The organism is Microbacterium sp. T2.11-28, assembly GCF_950097975.1.
GTDB lineage: Bacteria > Actinomycetota > Actinomycetes > Actinomycetales > Microbacteriaceae > Microbacterium.
Genome location: NZ_CATNHF010000029.1, coordinates 246667 through 264475, shown reverse-complemented (window position 1 = coordinate 264475; position 17809 = coordinate 246667). Strand labels below are relative to the sequence as shown.

Annotated in this window: 17 protein-coding genes, 1 pseudogene and 1 riboswitch; of the genes and pseudogenes, 10 read left to right on the top strand and 8 right to left on the bottom strand. The window is 67.8% G+C overall.

What is annotated here, in order from left to right; translation table 11 throughout:
* From QQZ13_RS13815 to QQZ13_RS13805, 3 genes and pseudogenes are all read left to right on the top strand, one after another.
* A pseudogene (locus QQZ13_RS13815) lies at nt 1-182 on the top strand (IS3 family transposase); the annotation flags it as partial.
* A 68-nt stretch (nt 183-250) separates the two neighbouring features.
* A complete protein-coding gene (locus QQZ13_RS13810) occupies nt 251-754 on the top strand; it encodes a hypothetical protein (RefSeq protein ID WP_284529937.1) in 504 nt (167 codons plus the stop codon).
* A gap of 5 nt (nt 755-759) precedes the next feature.
* Entirely contained in the window at nt 760-1335 is a 576-nt protein-coding gene (locus tag QQZ13_RS13805; RefSeq protein WP_284529935.1) for a hypothetical protein, read from the top strand.
* 303 nt (nt 1336-1638) lie between these two features.
* On the opposite strand, the gene QQZ13_RS13800 is transcribed toward QQZ13_RS13805, so the two are convergent.
* The 3 genes from QQZ13_RS13800 to QQZ13_RS13790 form a co-directional block, all read right to left on the bottom strand.
* Nucleotides 1639-4641, bottom strand: coding sequence for an RNA-directed DNA polymerase (locus QQZ13_RS13800; RefSeq protein WP_284529934.1), 3003 nt, complete (start codon nt 4639-4641; stop codon nt 1639-1641).
* A gap of 440 nt (nt 4642-5081) precedes the next feature.
* Complete coding sequence (locus QQZ13_RS13795; RefSeq protein ID WP_284529933.1) at nt 5082-5465, bottom strand: hypothetical protein; 384 nt, start codon at nt 5463-5465, stop codon at nt 5082-5084.
* Nucleotides 5466-5653: 188 nt separating this feature from the next.
* Complete coding sequence (locus QQZ13_RS13790) at nt 5654-5833, bottom strand: DNA-binding protein (RefSeq protein ID WP_284529932.1); 180 nt, start codon at nt 5831-5833, stop codon at nt 5654-5656.
* A gap of 112 nt (nt 5834-5945) precedes the next feature.
* Between QQZ13_RS13790 and QQZ13_RS13785 the strand changes: the two genes are divergently transcribed.
* The 5 genes from QQZ13_RS13785 (at nt 5946) to QQZ13_RS13765 (ending at nt 10232) form a co-directional block, all read left to right on the top strand.
* Nucleotides 5946-6560, top strand: a complete 615-nt coding sequence (locus QQZ13_RS13785) for a hypothetical protein (RefSeq protein ID WP_284529931.1) — start codon at nt 5946-5948, stop codon at nt 6558-6560.
* A gap of 285 nt (nt 6561-6845) precedes the next feature.
* Complete coding sequence (locus QQZ13_RS13780; protein ID WP_284529930.1) at nt 6846-7322, top strand: ATP-dependent endonuclease; 477 nt, start codon at nt 6846-6848, stop codon at nt 7320-7322.
* Between the two features lie 285 nt (nt 7323-7607).
* A complete protein-coding gene (locus QQZ13_RS13775; protein WP_284529928.1) occupies nt 7608-8135 on the top strand; it encodes a MarR family winged helix-turn-helix transcriptional regulator in 528 nt (175 codons plus the stop codon).
* A gap of 106 nt (nt 8136-8241) precedes the next feature.
* Nucleotides 8242-9588, top strand: a complete 1347-nt coding sequence (locus tag QQZ13_RS13770; RefSeq protein ID WP_284529927.1) for an APC family permease — start codon at nt 8242-8244, stop codon at nt 9586-9588.
* A gap of 437 nt (nt 9589-10025) precedes the next feature.
* On the top strand, nt 10026-10232 hold the full coding sequence (locus QQZ13_RS13765) for a hypothetical protein (protein WP_284529926.1): 207 nt from the start codon (nt 10026-10028) through the stop codon (nt 10230-10232).
* Between the two features lie 160 nt (nt 10233-10392).
* On the opposite strand, the gene QQZ13_RS13760 is transcribed toward QQZ13_RS13765, so the two are convergent.
* The 5 genes from QQZ13_RS13760 to QQZ13_RS13740 all read right to left on the bottom strand — a co-directional run bounded on the left by QQZ13_RS13760 (nt 10393) and on the right by QQZ13_RS13740 (nt 14769).
* Nucleotides 10393-10716 (bottom strand): multidrug efflux SMR transporter, encoded by a 324-nt coding sequence (locus QQZ13_RS13760; protein WP_284529924.1) that lies wholly within the window; start codon nt 10714-10716, stop codon nt 10393-10395.
* Nucleotides 10717-10725: 9 nt separating this feature from the next.
* A riboswitch (guanidine-III (ykkC-III) riboswitch) is annotated at nt 10726-10790 on the bottom strand.
* Between the two features lie 177 nt (nt 10791-10967).
* The gene (locus tag QQZ13_RS13755; protein WP_284529947.1) at nt 10968-11768 is read right to left on the bottom strand and encodes a CPBP family glutamic-type intramembrane protease; all 801 of its coding nucleotides are present in this window, start codon (nt 11766-11768) and stop codon (nt 10968-10970) included.
* A 70-nt stretch (nt 11769-11838) separates the two neighbouring features.
* Nucleotides 11839-13152: an MFS transporter gene (locus QQZ13_RS13750; RefSeq protein WP_284529922.1), complete on the bottom strand. Its 1314-nt coding sequence runs from the start codon at nt 13150-13152 to the stop codon at nt 11839-11841.
* Nucleotides 13149-13814, bottom strand: coding sequence for a tRNA (guanosine(46)-N7)-methyltransferase TrmB (gene trmB / locus QQZ13_RS13745; protein ID WP_284529945.1), 666 nt, complete (start codon nt 13812-13814; stop codon nt 13149-13151). The genes QQZ13_RS13750 and trmB overlap by 4 nt, the downstream gene beginning before the upstream one ends.
* A 118-nt stretch (nt 13815-13932) precedes the next feature.
* Nucleotides 13933-14769, bottom strand: a complete 837-nt coding sequence (locus tag QQZ13_RS13740; protein WP_284529921.1) for a DUF3097 family protein — start codon at nt 14767-14769, stop codon at nt 13933-13935.
* A 238-nt stretch (nt 14770-15007) separates the two neighbouring features.
* On the opposite strand from QQZ13_RS13740, the gene QQZ13_RS13735 reads away from it, so the two are divergent.
* On the top strand, nt 15008-17005 hold the full coding sequence (locus QQZ13_RS13735; RefSeq protein WP_284529919.1) for a TPM domain-containing protein: 1998 nt from the start codon (nt 15008-15010) through the stop codon (nt 17003-17005).
* Nucleotides 17006-17067: 62 nt separating this feature from the next.
* Entirely contained in the window at nt 17068-17805 is a 738-nt protein-coding gene (locus QQZ13_RS13730; RefSeq protein ID WP_284529918.1) for a PspA/IM30 family protein, read from the top strand.
* Nucleotides 17806-17809 lie beyond the last annotated feature (4 nt).

The window sequence follows — 17809 nt, the reverse complement described above, 5'->3', positions numbered from 1 at the left end:
CCCCCGCCAGCGTCCACTTCGGCACCGCCGGGCAGGTCCGCGCCCAGCGCCAGGCCACCCTGGACGCGGCCTACGCCGCCCGTCCCGAGCGCTTCGGCCACCGCCGACCCCAGGCGCCCAAGCTGCCCGAGGCCGCCTGGATCAACCAGCCCTCACAGGAGGCCCTCATACAGACCGCCTGACGGAATCTGTCTCACCCGCCTTGACACTTTCCGCGCCACCGCCAAACTGGGATTCTCTTCTCGCGGACGTGCTCGCCGTTCCATCCGGGCGCGAGCACGCTGACGACTATCACCGTGCAGTCCAGCACCTACTGAACGCGCTGTTTCTCCCGTGGCTGGATATGCCGAAGCGAGAGTTGACGATTCACGGGGGTCGCAAGCGGATCGACATCGTCTACATCAACCTCGCGCAACACGGCTTCTTCCAGTGGCTGCACACCGCGGGTGCCGTCCCAGCGGGTCAGGTCGTCGTCGAGTGCAAGAACTACAGCAAAGCCCTCAAGAACGAAGAGTTTGACCAACTAACCGGTCGCTTCTCTCCGTTCAGGGGCCAGTTCGGCTTCCTCTGCTATAGGGGTGGCGCCGATGACAGAGCGGCAGTCGTTGCTCGGTGCCGCGACGCGGCGCTGGACCACAGAGGATTCGTTATCGCTCTAGACGACAGCGATCTCTCAGCGTTGGTGAACGCACGGAAGGGCGACGAATCGGAGATGTTTGAGTTCCTTCTCTCACGATTTCGGGAGTTGATTTGAGCAACGTGAACGACTGGCAGCGGCTTTCGGTGAGGGATGGACGGCGCACGCCCGCCACCCTGTCTGAGAACTTCAGCCCGGCGGCTACCAGAAGCTTGGTCTACTGGCTCGAAGGCGAGATGGGGTACAGGACCGCGGGAAGCACGTTCGATTTCGACCGCCTCATCATGTCTATTGCTCTCGTGTGCGATATCGAACTGAACCCGAGCCGTGCGTACGAAGTAAGCCTCATGCGGCAGTTGCTAAACGCCGCATCCCGAGATGACGATCTGATGCTCGATGTGCTTGATGCCACCCTCTCGAAGAGCGTTGCACGCACCCAGAAGCAACTACGCGTATTGCTTCGAGATGCGGCATCCGTGTGGACAGTTCGCGAGGATGGTCGAGGTCTGATTCGGCGTGTCGACGGGACAGCGGAGGCGGCTTACCGCGACGCCACCAGTGTTCAGGACCAGGCGAGCGTCGAGCTTTCAGAAGCCTGGCTGGCACTGTATGGGCCGACACCCAACTATTCCGACGCCTGGGACCACGCCATCAAGGCGATGGAAGCGCTGTTGGGTCCCTATCGTTGCTCCGAGTAACATACGGGCAACCCTCGGCACGGTGACGACCGAGCTGGAGAAAGGGATCCCGGGAGTGAAGTTCAAGCTCGGTCCAACGCAGACGGTTGCGGCGTTGCTCCGGCTTGCGTGGCCAAATCCTGACCGTCACGGCGGCGGCAAAGGCCGCAAACCGGAGGAGGACGAGGCAACTGGCGTGGTTGGAGCGTCCATGTGCCGTAGACGCATACCGGGGCACCGAGAGCGCGCGCCGTTCGCCGAGTACGGGATACGCGCCGGACACGCCCTTTGTCGATCCCGCTCAGTAGACCGTCAGCGCCCTCGTCATCTTTCTTTCGGTGGAAGTCGAAATCGCTGAGCGCTTATGACGAAACCATCGGGCAATGGCTTGAACCTAGGCTTGGCTACCCGGAATACACTTTGATGCTCCCGGAGCGCATGGAAGTTGATCTCACCGATCACTGTGTAGTCGTGCAATCCACCGCGATGCCTGATCAGGTCCCGCTCCCACTCGTTCACCGCAGGAACTCTAATCCGACTATCGCCATATGCACGATTGTTCGCCTGCACGATGAAGGCGTGAATATCCAGCGCGGCGGACTCCACTAGGGCCTCGAATGTGTGGATGTCGCGATTCCATTCGGGCACAAAAAGCGCGTCAACCCGCCCGCGCAAGGATGAACGATAGCCGATGTTGGTTAGCTCGCTGCAAATCACGATGGAAAAGAAGAAGCCCCCATGCGAAATGACGGGTGGGAAAGCCCATCTCTGAACTGGATCGAGAGTTAGTCCGGCGAGTCCTGCCAGAGTCACGCTCTCTCCCGGCGCTGGTCGCTGCTTGTCCTGTCGGTACACAAGGAGCGACGGGAAGCCGAAGTGGTTATGGCGCAAAGACGCCCAGACCTGATTGCGAACCGTGGATCCACGTCGAGCGTATTCGAGGCCCGCCACGAGACTCACCCCCTGAGCTCCGAGCTTCTGAGCGACGCGGACGAACCATCGAGACGGAAGACTCAGCTCAGGGAGAACGAGATAATCCGCCGCGCCTCGCCGCGAGATTAGCTCGTTGACAAGATCCGAGACACGTCGGTATCTCGCGAGGCCAAGGTCGGGTCTACCCATAGCGGCCCGAGTCGACTGCGACTCGAACGTTTCGAGTGAACCAATTGCGATCCGCCTTCTGCCGCCCTGGCGCGACCGGGAGTTTCTTACTGAGATGAATGAACCGCTCGTTCCGTCCCCAACTTGCCCTGGCATATCATCGTGGATTCGGAAACCTCGCAACGCGAGGACGGCGTTGGCGATGAGTTGCGTAGCGGCTTGAACATCGGACTGAGATGTTGAAGCGAAGGGGTCGCCGACGATGAACAGTTCGACCAGATTCGGCGGGCGGGTGGGGAACAGCAACGCGTGCGCGACGCCGTTGAACGCCTCGTGGCGGACGAGGGACGCGAGGGACTCGAATCCAAGCTGGATCGCATATGGGAGCGCGTGGAGAAGCTGCGGCTCGTCGTCGACGGACGCCAAGAGGGGGCCGCCGCGTGGCGCAATCTCCTCGGGCAAGATTGCGAACCTCGCGGGTGTGTGGCCAAGGTCGTGCGCGAAAAGTCTCTGGCCAAGATCCGCGATATCTGCGCCACGAATCCAGTCCCCAAGCTCTGGGTCAAACACGCGTAGGGCGCTCTCGAGACCAGTTGTGGCGCTCGGGGAGAGTGGTGCGTGAATTGTGGAAACGATCGCTCGCCTAACGACACTCGTCAGTTGGCGGTGCCACGAAGTCATAAGATTCGAAGGCGCGTTGTCGAGTCCGGCCACCTTGTGAACGGTCGAAGCATTGATCGATTCGACGAGCGTCGCTAGGCGCCCGATCATGCGACCAAACATCGCTAGGTCGTCGCACACGAGGGCGAGACGAAGAAGTCGAGGTAGGTAAGTCCAGAGTTCGAAGAATCCCTGCGGGGTAAGGACGTGATCGCAAACCGACTCGAAGAACGCCTCTCTATAACCAGCCCAGTCGGCCGGTTCGAGATCTCGCTGGAACGCCTCGAAATCCCGCAACTGAAGCGCGAACTTGGCACGCTTGGCTGATATCGTGTCTGCCTTGCGCAGGTTATCGGCGGGGTCGCCATCGGCCTGCATTGCGATCACCATACGCGTGCCAATCTCGACATTCGTGCTGGGGAGGTTGGGTAGAGCCCTCCACTCGCTGCCCTGCTCGGCGATCGTTCGGCGGAGCGAAGAGATTAGTGCCTTACCTGTGCGACCGCGAAGGTTGAACGTCCGATTCTTGCGGTTCTCAAACCGCACGTCGGAGCCAGCGAGGTACCGTGGCGCGAAAGTGAGGCCATCGACGGTTGCAGATATGCCCAGACTTGGGTCGGCTCGCGCGGTGATCCAGCCCCAGATATCAGCGGCCGACGTGAGATTGGCTCCGTCCTCGAGAACGAGGAAGAAGTCATCAACATAGCGGCCGTAGTAGAGCGGGGTCAGTTCTCGCTCGATGAAACGGTCGAACTCCACTAGCGCCAAGTTCGCGACGACGGCGCTGGCCGGAAGCCCCACGGGCAAACCAGCGGGACGCGATTGCAGTGAATCGGCAGTTTGGTCACTCCACGCATTGAGCGCACTCACAAACAGTTGGTTGATTCGCCCTTCGCCCTCAGGTAGCTCGACGCCAAGCACTTCGGAAACGAAGTGGTCGTCCAGAAGGAAGTTGGGAGTCAGCTGGTGGTAGTACGACGTGGCGTCGCCGGTCACGGCCGCAACGTGCTTCTCTTGGTCGAGGGCCCGCTCGATCGCTACCAGTCCGTCTTCTCGCCACCTCCTGAACGGCTCAAGATAGGGCTTGAAGCTTCCCACCGCGAGCTCATTGAAGGTGTTGTCCACTCGTCGGCGAAGGCGATTCCCCATCGAAGTTCGCGATAGTTTGGCATCGAACTTCGCACCGGCGGTCATTATCCAAAGCGAGGACAACACGTGCATGTCGACGCTGCATTGGGAAACGACCCGGAAAGTCGCGGTAATCCTGGTCGCCGCCGCCCGGGCCTCGAACTGACTATCTGGATCTGACCACATCGTGTGGCCCGCGTTGAACCCCGGGTCACCGGTTGTGAGCGACTTCGGAACGATCGAGTAGCTCCCGACAAAGCTAGGCTTCGTCACCCAATCAACCGAATCACCATTGATTAGGGCCAATAGCTGTCCGAGTCGACTTTCGAGGTTCTCTTCATAGTCGAGCAAGTCGAGTTCCCTCGAGTCGACCGAGAAGTAGAGATCAACCTTCGCCTTGCGGTATGCCAACACAAGCTGCTCGAGGGTGGTGGCCATCGGTTCCTCACGAGTCGATATGTGCGCCGCTGTTTCGTCGTCCTCTCACGCAACTGGTCCAGAACAGGTGCCGGGATGGTTGACTCCACGCAAGCGTAGTAGGTCGCCCGAATCACTGGTAAGCGTCTCTCAGGACCTTTGATGACAGACGAGCTGGCGCGGGTGCCGAGGAATTGGATCTGCACTGCAGATCGTCGATTGTCCGCAAAGCCGACGAGCCCTCGCCGACCGCGCGGCCATTCAAGCCATCAACCTCGACTCGATCGAGCCGATGCTGTACTGAGATCTCGAGCGAATGCCGTGGGATGAGCGCAGCTAGCGCGCCGCGTTCGTCTTGCGCTCGTCGTGGCCCGCCTACCGTGCATCGCCGCGCATAGGGATCTACCTGTGCTCGGTGAACTCGCGTGGGCGCCGCAGCCGCTACGTGATGAGATCCCTCTCTAGGCCGTCCACTCCGCAGGCGGCGCGTCGCCGACGTGCGAGGCGCTCGGCAGCTCCAGCAGTGAACCGCCGTCTGGACCCTCTTCCAGCGCAAACGCGTCCGCCCAGTCAAGTACCGCGAACACCGCAGGGAGGCGCTCCCGCAGGGTGTAGTTCCTTGCCGGCGCGCTTTGGTGGAAGTCGGGTAGCCTCTCGACCTCGTCAGCGGTGGCTTCGATGAGTTGCTGACCGTCGTGGCCCCACAGCTGGATCCGCTCGGCGAAGCCCGGCACGCCGTCTTCGTCGTGATTCCACCAGATCGAGATCTTCGCGACATCCGGGAGCAACCCCATCAGATCCTGGTAGGTCTTGGCTTCTTTATCATTCGGGCGCACGGTGCCCATCTTGTCAGCCGCCGCGGGTCGAGGCGTCCTGAATCGCGGCGTGAGGACTTCGGACAGCTGGATCGCCGGACCCGTTCACACAAACCCGTGACTTGCGCACCGCTCGCAGAAGGATGGCTCAGCGAACAATGCTGCCCGGCGAACGGTCCTAAACTGACGGCCAGGTTGCCTTGGTCGACCGCGGGCTTTCACACGTCGACGCCGAAGGCGCGCAACAGCGGCACGCGCGGGATCATGCGGCGCGGGCCGAGCTGAACCGTGGGGATGGTCCCGTTCTCGATGCCGAGCTTGATCGTGCGGTAGTCCACGCCGACGAGCTTGGCGGCATCCTTCATCGTCAGGGCAAGCGAATTCGGCGATGAGTTCATGACCTTCTCCTTTACTGAATGGTAGATGTCATCACTTGCTCACGCACTGTACACCGGTGAGTGTTTGATGTCATCACTTGCTCGCGCTTCCCGGAGCTGCGACACTCACGGCATGCCTGAACTCTCGATCGAATCGATCGACGATGAGATCCTCGACGCCGGCGACGGCATTCACATCCCGCGCTCTTGGGTCGCCGTCGTGACTGACATTCCCGACATTCCGGGTGCCGTGCGTGCGCACCTCGTGTACGACCCGACACTGCGCCGGGCGGCGGCTGAGTCAATCCGTGTGGATCGGAGCGGCGAGGGCGATGAGGTGACCACCACACTGCTGCGCGACCTCCGAGTACAGGCCATCGTCAAACGGGCTGCGGCTCGCGTTGTCCGCATCGACAGCGGTCTCTCCGAGCCTGAGACCTACGGACAATACCTGACGCGACTGCGGGCGGACGAGTCGCGCTCCGACGAACAGAACCTGCGCGAGGCGGCACGGTTGTACCGGCTCGCCACGGTCATCAACGACGGTCCACTCAAGCTCGTCTCAGAACAGCTCGGAGTCAGCGTCAGCACCGCGACGCGCATGATGAATCGGGCGCGTATCGCCGGCCTCGTCGACGAGGCCACCGGACGCGACGTGCTTCGGCAGACTCGCCAGCAGCAGCTCCGCGAGCAGCTCACCGGGCCCGTGGCCCAACCAGGTTCATCGGGACCTTCGATCGGGAGATGAGCGGCCCGCCGGTGCTGCCGCCCGACGGGCACCAGGGGCAACGGAAATCGGTGAGCGGCGGCCGCGTAGGGCGCCCACGGTGCTCGATTTGCCCACATTTTGCCCACACTTGGTGAGATTTCATGTGTTCTCGGGCGAAGCCAAACGCACTCCGGAACCTCGAAAACCCGCGGAATTCCGCGGATTTTGCCGGCATCTGCAGATTTCGGAAATCGCTCTCCGACATTTCCGGTACCAAAGGTCGCCCACTCCCTCCCGCCGGCCCTCCCTCCTACACTCGCCACCATGACCGTGATCCTCGTCGAGGGCGACAGCGACGCCGCCGCGCTCGAGGTCATCGCCCGGCGTCTCGGCCTCCCCACCCCGCGCATCCTCGCGGTTGGCGGCTCGAAGGGCGCCCGCCGCGCCGTCACCTCACTCGCGGGCGAACGCGTGCTCGGTCTGGTCGACGCGAAGGAGCGCGACGACTTCGCGCGCGTCATCGACGACGTCTTCGTCTGCGACCCCGACCTCGAGGGGGAGCTCGTCCGCGCGCTCGGGACGGACGCCGTCGAGGCCGTCATCGCTCAGCAGGGCGAACTCGAGTCGTTCCGCCGCCTGCAGCGCCAGCCGGCGCAGCGCCTTCGCTCGACCGAGGCGCAGCTCGCACGCTTCTTCGGCGGACGCAGCGGCAACAAGGCACGGTACGCCCGACTCCTCGCCGAAGCGCTGCCGCTCGACCGCATCCCCGCTCCCCTGGCCGGCATCCTCGCGGCCGTCTGACCGCTCCGCCGCCGAACCACTCGCGGTGACGACGCGGATGCGGGAACGGGGGCCGGTGGGGGCCGGTCCCCGTTCCCGAGCTGCCCGGGGGGACAGCTCAGCTCACCCGGCGTATAGGGGGACGCGCGAGGCGAGCATCCGGGGGGCGCTCTTCGGTTGTGAACTTCACTCCTGTTTCGTTCGTCCTCGAACGAATGAGATCACCGTACCCCGTTGAGCGAGCCTGCGCAAGATGTTCGTTCGCGGACGTATGGTTAACCCAGAGCCGAGCAGGAGAGCAAGCGAATGGCGACGAAGCGTGGTCCGGGGTTCCTCCCCCAGTCCGAGTACGAGCAGGCGACGCAGGAGCTTCTCGCGCGCCACGAGGGCGCCGTCGATCGGGATTCGTTCCGCGCCGTGTGGCTGCTGCACCAAGCCGCCGACGCTGCGCGCGCCTTCCAGACCGCGGAGATCCTCGACACCTACCGCCTCACCTGGGCGCAGTTCGAGGTCGTGTGGAACCTCTGGCTGTTCGGAGAGCGGGATGCCGGCTGGGTGGCGAGCGCCGCCATGGTCTCCAAGTCGGGGCTGACGACGATCCTGTCTCAGCTGTCGACGCGCGGACTCGTCTCCCGCCGGCCCGACCCGGACGACGCACGGCGCAGCCTCGTCCGGCTCAGCGATGAGGGCGATCAGACGATGCTCCGCCTGTTCCAGGAGATGAACACGGCGGAAGCCCGCTTCGCGGCGCCCCTGTCAGCGAGCGAGAAGCAGGAGCTCGCACGCCTGCTGAACGCGATGCTGGCCGGATGGGACGAGACCCTGCGGCCGTAGCCGCGGACGTACCCTCCCCCTCTCCCCCGGTGGCGGCTGCCGGACAACTGTCGCGCCGTCATTTCCAGGCTTCGTCGACGTCTCTCTAGAGACGGGAGGCGAGGCCATGGACGCAGCAGGACCGCAGGCGCCGTCGCCCGGGACGGGAGCGGAGCTGGCGCGCACGCTCCGGCTCGGCGACGTCATCCGGCTGTCCGTGTCGTCGGTGACGCCGGCGTCGTCGGTCGTGGTGATCCTCCCCGCCATCCTGTTCTCGCTGCACTGGGGCGCCCCGGTCGCGCTCCTGCTGGCCGGACTGCTGTGCGTTCCGCTCGCCTCCTGCTACTCCTCGCTCGCACGACAGTTCCCGAGCGCCGGGGGCGAATGGGCCTTCGCGCGCCGCGTCATCGGCTCCGGCGTCGCACGCGCGACCTTCACGACGACGCTCGTCGGCGCGATCCTCGCGATCGCAGCGATGCTCCAGGGTGCTGCACAGCTTCTCGCCGGCATCCTCGGCACGGGCGGCGAGCTGTGGACGGCGCTGGTCCTCGCCGCCGTCGTGGCCGTCGTCGCGCCGCAGCGGGTGCTCCACGGCGCGCGGATCACCTCGGTGCTCCTGTACATCGAGATCGTGGCGGTGCTCGGGATCACCGCGATCGGGATCGTCGCCTTCGCGGACTCCGGGATCTCCCTCGAGACCTGTGCGGGCGTCGCGCTGACGTCGCTCGCGAGCCTCGAGGCGGGCCCGCTCCTCGCGTCGATCGCCGTGGCCTACTTCGCGCTGGCGGGCTTCGGGTCGGCGGTGATGCTGGGCGAAGAGGACCTGGGATCCGGGCGACTCGCGGCGCGCGCCGTCGGGTGGACGCTGGCGCTGACGTTCGCGCTCGAGTTCACGGCCCTCGGCGGTCTTCTGGTCGGCAGCTGGTGCGGCCTGTCCTTCCCCGACGGCACAGGCGGACTGCTCCACGCGGTGTCGGCGTTCGACTCCTCACCGCCCCTGCAGATCGCCGTCCTCACCAGCGCCGCGATCGCCTGCCTCAACGCCGCGATCGTCATCGCGATGCAGGGGGCTCGCATCGTGTTCGCGGCGGCGCGGGACGGCCTGCTGCCCGACCGTCCCTCCCGGAGCCTCCGCCGGCTCCGCGAGACCTCGCGGGCCCCGCTGGCGGCGACGATGCTCGTGGTCGCGTCGGCCGGAGTCACGGCGGCGCTCCTTCCCGCGGACCGCGTCATCGCATGCGCGAGCGCCGCTCTGCTGGTCCCGCCCGCCGTCGTCGCCGCAAGCCGTGTCGCGTGGCGGTCGGGACCGTCGCGGGTACTCGGGCGCTGGGTCGCGCCGTGCATCGCCCTGCTTGCCCTGGCGCTGGTCACCGCGTTCGGCGTTCAGGCCGACCCGTGGGCGTTCGCGGTCCCGGCTGTCACGTGGCTCGCGGGACTCGGCTACGACCGCTGGTCGCGCCGGCGCGGCGAGTGACGGTGCGGACCCGCAGCGCGCGGTCGTGGAACTGATCGGCGCGGCTCGGCGAGTGCGGGAATCGGAGGATCGTGCCGGATTCGGATGCTCCGGTGACAGGGGTCCGAATCCGCTGCCATGCTCCGAATCTGCGCCCATCGAGGGGCATCTCGGGCACACGCGAAGATCGCCCCGGAGCCGAAGCTCCGGGGCGATCATCATGCGTTGTCGGTTCCTGTGTCGGTTCCTCTTTCAAGGTTCTTTCGTTTCCGTTTTCCTTCGCGAGACCTAAGATACTCAGCCCGGAAACGGCGTCAATACTTCGCCGAAAAGTCACCTCTCGTTCACGTTGAAGGTGAAAGTCACGTCGGCCTGGAGGGCGAAATCATCCTTCCGACGGATGCCGATGAGACCACCGGCCGACGCGCCACGGGACCCTCGATTCGTACCGTCGAATCATGGCCACCGCGACCCTGACCCTCCCCCGCCACACCGCCCGCACGCCCCGCACCGCAGCGGCGCGCGTCAGCTCGGCGACGGGCGCGGCAGTGCTGTCGATCCTCGGAAGCATGGCCGCGATCGGCATCGTGGCGATCGGGCTGCTCGTCGTTCCGGTCGCCGCTCTCATCGTGTTCGGGCCGGCGCTCTTGGATCTGCTGGCCTGAGCGCGGGGGCGTTTCGTCTCGCTGCGCTCGCTCAACGACCGGGGCGACACCACCGAAGCCGCGTTTCGACTCGCTGCGCTCGCTCAACGACCGGGGTGGGGAAGCGGTCCGAGGGCGTCTCGTCTCGCTGCGCTCGCTCAACGACCGGGAGCGAGGGCCCTCAGTGGTCGCCGCCGACGAGCTTGAGGCCGACGACACAGCCCACGAGACCGAGGATGAGGAGCATCTTCACGATCGAGAAGTCCTCGTCGCCGCTGATCATCGCCCATGCGACGGTCAGCGACGCCCCGATGCCGACCCACACGGCGTAGGCGGTGCCGGTCGAGATCTCGCGCATCGCCCAGGCGAGACCGCCCATGCTCGCGACGAGGGTGACGCCGAAGACGACGGTCGGCCAGAGCTTCGTGAAGCCCTCGGACTTGCCGAGCGCGGTGGCCCAGACGGCCTCGAGCACACCGGAGAGGATGAGGATGACCCACGACATGACTGCCTCCATGGCCAGTCTTGTCGCTCACCGGGTACTGATCCGTCGTCCGGGGACCCTGTCGAGGTCCGTGATCGAGGCTAGCGGAGCGGGCTGATCAGTGCCTGTGCAGGGCGTTTCGTCTCGCTGCGCTCGCTCAACGACCGGGAGGCGGCGCGGGCGTTTCGTCTCGCTGCGCTCGCTCAACGACCGGGAGGCGGCGCGGGCGTTTCGTCTCGCTGCGCTCGCTCAACGACCGGGGAGCGAGGGCGCTACGGGGCGATGAAGAAGATCGCGTCGAGCAGTCCGGGATTGTGCGCGTGGACGAGCACGGCGAACACGACCGCGTCGAAGAGCAGGTGCACCGTCACGACGTAGCCGAGCGACTTCGTGCGCAGGAAGATGATCGCCTGCAGCAGCGCGAACGGGATGGTCAGCACCGGACCCCAGGCCCGGTAGCCGAGCTCCCACAGGAACGACACGAAGACGATCGCCTGCAGGACGTTCGCCGTGGCATCGGCGAAGTGCCGGCGCAGGAGCACGAAGCAGGTGCAGATGAAGAACAGCTCGTCCCAGATGCCGACGGCGCCGACGCCGACGAAGAGGCGAGCGATGAGGTCGGGGGTGTCGACGACGGGCCAGTTGAGATAGACGCCCGAGGTGATGAAGTAGAACGGCAGGATCAGCCAGCCGAGCAGGAGCACGGCCGCGAGCCACGCCCACTGCCACGGCCGCCACCGGCCGCCGCCTCGCCACGGGAACCGGATCGCGTGGTCGCGATACACCCAGCGCGACAGCACGTAGGGCACGACGACCGCGCCGCCCAGGGCGAGGGTGAAGCGGATCATCGCGGCGTTGTCGAGCTCGGCCTTGAGCGGCACCGAGCTCACGATCAGGAGCCCGACGGCGATGAGCGACAGGTCGCGGGTGAGCGAAGGCCCGGATGCCGTGACGCGCCCCCGCTCGAGGGCTACCGCCACCCCGAGCCCGGCCGCGAGCAGCAGCCATCCGAGCCACGGCGTCAGCAGCACGAAGAAGGCAGGGGCCGCCAGGCACACGAGGAGCGCCGGCACGACCTCGACCGAGACGAGCGGCCGTCCGGCGGCATCGGGGCGAGGGTGCGGGGCGGAGCGTGCGTTCACGTCAGTCGTCCTTCAGGGGGTGGGCGATCTCATCCTGCGGCATCCGAGCGAGAGCCAGCACGGCGAAGGAGATGAGGAAGGGGACGATGCCGGCGACGACGAAGATGACCGACAGCGGCACGACCTGGGCCACGGGACCGGCGATCGCCATCGAGAGCGGCATGAGGGCGAGCGAGACGAAGAAGTCGAGGCTCGAGATGCGGCCGAGCATGTGGCGTGGCACGCGCCGCTGCAGGAGCGTGCCCCAGATGACGTTGCCGTAGCTGAAGCCGAAGCCGGCGAGCGCGCAGCTGATCGCCATCACGGCGTAGGACTGCGTGAGGCCGATCGCGATGTAGGGCAGCGTGCTGAACCCCCAGACGAGGGTCATGGCGGAGAGGTAGCGCCGCGGCAGGGGCAGCGACGACACGAAGAGCGAGCCGACGACGCCGCCGGCGCCGAAGAAGGCGAGGAGGAAGCCGAACAGGCGCGGGTCGTCGCCGAAGCGCTCCGCGGTGACGAAGGGCAGCAGCACCGTCTCGGGACCGACGGTGAAGAGCACCCACAGCGTCGCGAAGAGCAGCGTCCACAGGAGCCACGGCGTCCGCAGGGTGAAGACGACCGCTTCGCGGAGATCGCGGAGGATGCCGCGGACCCCCGCCGCCGCCGAGCCCTCCGCCTTCTCCCCCGCGGGCTCCCCGTGACCGTCTCCCTGCGCGGCGACCGGCTCCGGCCGCAGGAACAGGAGCACGACGAGCGCACCCGCGTGGGCGAGGAGGATCACGACCGCCGCCTGGGCGGGAAGGAGCGCGGCGAGCAGGATGCCGGCGGCCGCCGGACCCGCCGCCTGCTGGAGCGCGGGACGGATCGCGCTCTCGAGCCCGTTGGCCGCCAGCAGCTGCGCCTGCGGCAGGATGCGGGGAAGGACGGCGCTGTAGGCGGGGAAGAAGAACCCGGCGCCGCCGCCGAGGAGGAACGAGACGATCGTCAGGTGCGGGACGGTGAGGGCGCCGAGCCAGCCCGCCACGACGACGGAGGCGATCGCGAGCACGTTGACCGTCTCGATCGCGCGCAGCACGAGGCGGCGCGAGACGCGGTCGGCGACGATGCCGCCGGGGATCGCACAGGCGAGGAGCCCCACCGCGTTGGCGGCCGCGACCAGCGACAGGGCCAGCGGTCCGCCGCCGGTGTCGATCACGGCGTAGACCATGACGACCGCCCACATCCCGGCCGCGAAAACCGAGAGCACGACGGCGGTGAACAGCATCCGGAAGTCGCGATGGCCGAGCGGACGCACCGCCCGCCAGCGGTCGCGCGTGCCGGCGCCGGAGGTCACGATCTCGGCCGGCGCCGATATGCGAGGTCGCGGATCTCGCGTCCCTTGGCGATGCCCTTGCGCTCGAACGCGGTCATGACGCGCCCGTCGAATCGCGGCGCCCACTCCCCCTCGAAGTCCGGCGCGAACTCCGCGGCGTCGGCGAGGACAGCGCGCATCTGGAGGGCGTAGTCCTCCCAGTCGGTGGCGAGGCGGAGCACCCCGCCGTCGCGGAGGGCGCGCGCCGCGATCGGCACGAACGCGGGCGCGATCAGCCGGCGCTTGTTGTGCTTGGCCTTGTGCCAGGGATCGGGGAAGAACACCCAGAGCTCGTCGACCGACCCTTCCGGAAGCAGGTGCTCGAGCACCTCGGGGGCGTTCGCCTCGACCAGGCGCAGGTTGTCGGCGGCGGCGCGGTCGGCGTCGAGCATGGTGCGGGCGAGTCCGGCGCGGAAGACCTCGACGGCGACGAAGTCGGTCCCGGGGCGCGAGGACGCCGCGTGGACGATCGCGTGCCCCTGGCCCGAGCCGATCTCGACGATGAGCGGCGCTGAGCGGCCGAACACCGCGGCGGGGTCGATGACCGAGCCGGGGAGCACGCTCGTCGATGCCGCGTCACGCTGCACGGGCAGCAGGTAGCGCGGCGACAGCTCTTCCCACGCCCGGTCCTGCGCCTCGCTCATCCGGCCGCTGCGGCGCACGAACGAGACGGGCTTGTCGCGGTAGCGCGGGGCGTCGGTGGCGGTTTCGGGCTCGGGCACCTGTCCAGGCTACCGACCGGCGCCGACGCCGACCGCCGCCTCAATCAACGGTGACGAAGTCGATGAGCTCCTCGACGCGGCCGAGGAGCGCGGGATCGAGGTCGCGGTAGCTGTGGACGGCGCCGAGGATCCGCTGCCAGTTGCGGGCGAGGTCGATCGGCGTCTCGGCGGGCCAGCCGAGCGCGCGGCTGACGCCGACCTTCCACTCGATGCCGCGGGGCACGTCCGGCCAGCCCGCGATACCGAGGGCGCGCGGCGTGACGCACTGCCAGACGTCGACATGGGGGTGGCCGACGATCCGCACGAACCGGCCGTGCGGACCGCGCGCGACCGCTTCGGCGATCCGGGTCTCCTTCGATCCTGGGACGAGGTGGTCGACGAGCACGCCGTAGCGGCGGTCGGCCGACGGCGGATCGTCGCGGAGCACTGCATCGAGCAGGTCCACGCCCTGCAGGAACTCGACGACGACGCCCTCGGCGCGGAGGTCGTCGCCCCACACCTTCTCGACGAGCTCGGCATCGTGCTTGCCCTCGACGAGGATGCGCGAGGCGCGGGCCACGCGCGCCCGAGACGTGGGCGCGGCGAACGACCCCGATGCCGTGCGCGCCGGCCCCTTCGGCGCGGCGGCGGCCGGTGCCACCAGCTGGATCGCACGGCCGTCGACGAGGAATCCGCCGCCCAGGGGGAAGAGCCGACGGCGACCGTGGCGGTCCTCGAGGGCAACGTGGCCGGCCTCGATCCCGACGACGGCGCCGCAGTAGCCGTCGCCTGCCACCTCCACGACGAGGTCGCGGTCGGCGGGCACCTGCGGGAGGGCCTTCCGCCCGGCCTCACGCCATCCCGCGGCCAGCACATCGCTCCCGTACCTGTCGTCCATCCGTCCTCCGTGCGTGTCGCCCCGAGTGCGTGAGCCTAGCCCGGGCGGGCGTCGCGACCTGCGAGCGACGCGCATCGCACCGCCGACGAGGGCCCCGAACGACTCCGGAAGCCCAGCCGCGGAAGGTCTGGGCAGATCCACAGGCGACCCCGGCCGGATCGCCTATCGCCGCATACGGCGCCGGGCATAGACTCGCAAAAGGGGCGGGGAACGTGTCCCCGACGAGGAGGATCCACCGATGCGATCGCGCCGGGTGACGCGCGGGGTGCTGGCGCTCGCAGCCACCCTCTCGATCGTGCTCGGCAGTGCTCTGCCGGCCTCGGCCACCGATCCTCTCCCCCTCGGCAGCACCCGTGTGCTCGACGACGCCGGGGTGCTGTCGGCGTCGCAGGAGCAGGCGGTGCAGGCCCGCTCGGAGGCACTGTCGGACTCGTCGGGCCTGGACCTGTGGGTGGTCTACGTCGACCAGTTCACCAACCCCTCCGACGCGTCGGACTGGGGCAACACGACCGCCGATCTGAACAACCTCGGCCCCAACCAGTACCTGCTGGCGATCTCCACCGAGGGGCGCTCGTTCTTCCTCTCCGGCCACCCCGACAGCCCCGTCAGCGACGATCAGCTGGCCGCCATCGAGCAGGAGCGCATCGGTCCGGCCCTGCAGGGCGGCGACTGGGTCGCGGGCGCCACGGCGGCCGCCGACGGCCTGGCCGACGCCCGCGGGGGCGGCGCAGGCAGCGGCGGATTCGGCGGCATCCTGTTCGTCCTGCTGCTGGTGGTCGTCGTCGGCGCGCTGATCTTCTTCGTGGTCCGCTCGCGTCGGAAGGCGCGGCAGCCCCAGGTGACCGGCGGCGGAGCCCCCGCGATCCCGCAGGAGCCGATCGAGGAGCTCGCCCGGCGGGCCGCCTCGGCCCTCGTGCAGACCGACGACGCGCTCAAGACCAGCGAGCAGGAGCTCGGCTTCGCCCGCGCGCAGTTCGGCGATGCCGCCGCGGTCGAGTTCGAGACGGTGCTCGCCCAGGCCAAGGCCGACCTCGACGCCGCCTTCGCCCTGAAGCAGCAGCTCGACGACGCGACGCCCGACAGCGAGCAGGACGTCCGCGGCTGGAACACGCGGATCCTCGAGCTGTGCGAGCGCGCCAACGCCGCCCTCGACGCCAAGGCGGCCGCGTTCGACGAGCTCCGCAAGCTGGAGCAGAATGCGCCCGAGGCGCTCGCCCGCGTGCAGGAGCTTCGCTCGACGGTCGGGCAGGGAACCGACGCCGCGGCATCCCGCCTCACGACCCTCCAGGGCTCGTACGCACCCGATGCGCTCACCGCCATCGCCGACAACCCCGAACAGGCGCGCCAGCGCCTCGCGTTCGCCGATGAGCAGCTGGCAGCCGCGCAGACCGCCATCGGCGCAGGCGACGGGGGCGAGGCGGCCGTCAGCATCCGGGCGGCCGAGGAGGCCGTCGCCCAGGCGAAGCTGCTCCAGGACGCGGTCGACAAGCTCGCCGCCGATCTGTCCACGGGTGAGCGCGAAGCCGCTTCACTGATCGCGGAGCTCGAGAAGGACGCCGCCACGGCGGCGGCACTCCCCGACCCCGACGGCCGCCTCGCAGGGGTGGTCGCGGGCACGCGTCAGCAGATCGAGACGTCCCGTCCGCTCCTCAGCGGAACGGCCAAGAACCCGCTGTTCGCCCTCGACGGCCTCGAGAAGGCGGACGCCGAGATCGATGCACTGCTGGCCGGCATCCGCGACGCACAGGAGAAGCAGCGCCGCGCCGCGCAGCAGCTGGAGCAGCTGCTCACCCACGCGCAGGCGCAGGTCTCCGCCGCCGAGGACTACATCACCTCGCGACGCGGCGCCGTGGGCGCCACCGCCCGCACCCGACTCGCCGAGGCGGGCGCATCGCTCGTCCAGGCGCGCCAGCTCGCGACCTCCGACCCCGCTCAGGCGGTCGCGGCCGCCCAGCGCGCCAACGAGCTGGCCGCTCAGGCGATGCAGCACGCGCAGAGCGACGTCGGCGGCTTCGGCGGCGGCTTCGGCAACCAGGGCGGCGGAGGCGGCGGCGACGTCATGGGCGCCGTCCTCGGCGGCATCCTGATCAACTCCCTGCTAGGCGGCGGCAACCGCGGCGGAGGCGGCATGCCCTCCTTCGGCGGCGGCGGTCGCCGGAGCGGAGGCGGCGGATTCAGCTCCGGCAGCTTCGGCGGCGGCGGCACCCGCTCCCGCCGCGGCGGAGGACGCTTCTGACCGGGCACCGCCGGCACCCATTCACTCGACCACCCATACCTCCCGCTAGGAAAGGAAAACCGATGGCAAAGCAGTCCATCTTCGGCCGCATCTCGACCCTCGTGAAGGCGAACATCAACGCGCTGATCGACCAGGCCGAAGACCCCCAGAAGATGCTCGACCAGCTGGTGCGCGACTTCACCAACAACATCGCCGACGCGGAGTCGGCCATCGCCGAGACGATCGGCAACCTGCGCCTGCTGGAGCGCGACCACGCCGAGGACGTCAAGGCGGCCACGGAGTGGGGCAACAAGGCGCTCGCGGCCAGCCGCAAGGCCGACGAGCTGCGCACGGCCGGCAACACGACCGACGCCGACAAGTTCGACAACCTCGCCAAGATCGCCCTCCAGCGTCAGATCAGCGAGGAGAACGAGGCCGCCGCGATCGCCCCGTCGATCGCCGCGCAGACCGAGGTCGTCGACAAGCTGAAGGACGGCCTCAACGGCATGAAGCAGAAGCTGGAGCAGCTGAAGTCGAAGCGCTCCGAGCTGCTGGCCCGCGCCAAGACCGCCGAGGCGCAGAACAAGGTGCACGACGCGGTCAAGTCGATCGACGTCATGGACCCCACGAGCGACCTCGGCCGCTTCGAGGACAAGGTCCGCCGCCAGGAGGCCCTCGCCGCCGGAAAGGCCGAGATCGCCGCCTCGTCGCTGGACGCCCAGTTCAACGAGCTCGAGGACGTCGGCGAGCTGACCGAGGTCGAAGCACGCCTGGCCGCGCTGAAGTCCGGCGGCACCGCCGCGCCTGCTATCGATCAGTAAGCGG

Excerpts from the sequence above, each read along its gene's own strand:
- QQZ13_RS13800 (WP_284529934.1), bottom strand. The coding sequence starts at position 4,641 with ATGGCCACCACCCTCGAGCAGCTTGTGTTGGCATACCGCAAGGCGAAG.
- QQZ13_RS13795 (WP_284529933.1), bottom strand. The coding sequence starts at position 5,465 with ATGGGCACCGTGCGCCCGAATGATAAAGAAGCCAAGACCTACCAGGAT.
- QQZ13_RS13790 (WP_284529932.1), bottom strand. The coding sequence starts at position 5,833 with ATGAACTCATCGCCGAATTCGCTTGCCCTGACGATGAAGGATGCCGCC.
- QQZ13_RS13785 (WP_284529931.1), top strand. The coding sequence starts at position 5,946 with ATGCCTGAACTCTCGATCGAATCGATCGACGATGAGATCCTCGACGCC.
- QQZ13_RS13780 (WP_284529930.1), top strand. The coding sequence starts at position 6,846 with ATGACCGTGATCCTCGTCGAGGGCGACAGCGACGCCGCCGCGCTCGAG.
- QQZ13_RS13775 (WP_284529928.1), top strand. The coding sequence starts at position 7,608 with ATGGCGACGAAGCGTGGTCCGGGGTTCCTCCCCCAGTCCGAGTACGAG.
- QQZ13_RS13770 (WP_284529927.1), top strand. The coding sequence starts at position 8,242 with ATGGACGCAGCAGGACCGCAGGCGCCGTCGCCCGGGACGGGAGCGGAG.
- QQZ13_RS13765 (WP_284529926.1), top strand. The coding sequence starts at position 10,026 with ATGGCCACCGCGACCCTGACCCTCCCCCGCCACACCGCCCGCACGCCC.
- QQZ13_RS13760 (WP_284529924.1), bottom strand. The coding sequence starts at position 10,716 with ATGTCGTGGGTCATCCTCATCCTCTCCGGTGTGCTCGAGGCCGTCTGG.
- trmB (WP_284529945.1), bottom strand. The coding sequence starts at position 13,814 with ATGAGCGAGGCGCAGGACCGGGCGTGGGAAGAGCTGTCGCCGCGCTAC.
- QQZ13_RS13740 (WP_284529921.1), bottom strand. The coding sequence starts at position 14,769 with ATGGACGACAGGTACGGGAGCGATGTGCTGGCCGCGGGATGGCGTGAG.
- QQZ13_RS13735 (WP_284529919.1), top strand. The coding sequence starts at position 15,008 with ATGCGATCGCGCCGGGTGACGCGCGGGGTGCTGGCGCTCGCAGCCACC.
- QQZ13_RS13730 (WP_284529918.1), top strand. The coding sequence starts at position 17,068 with ATGGCAAAGCAGTCCATCTTCGGCCGCATCTCGACCCTCGTGAAGGCG.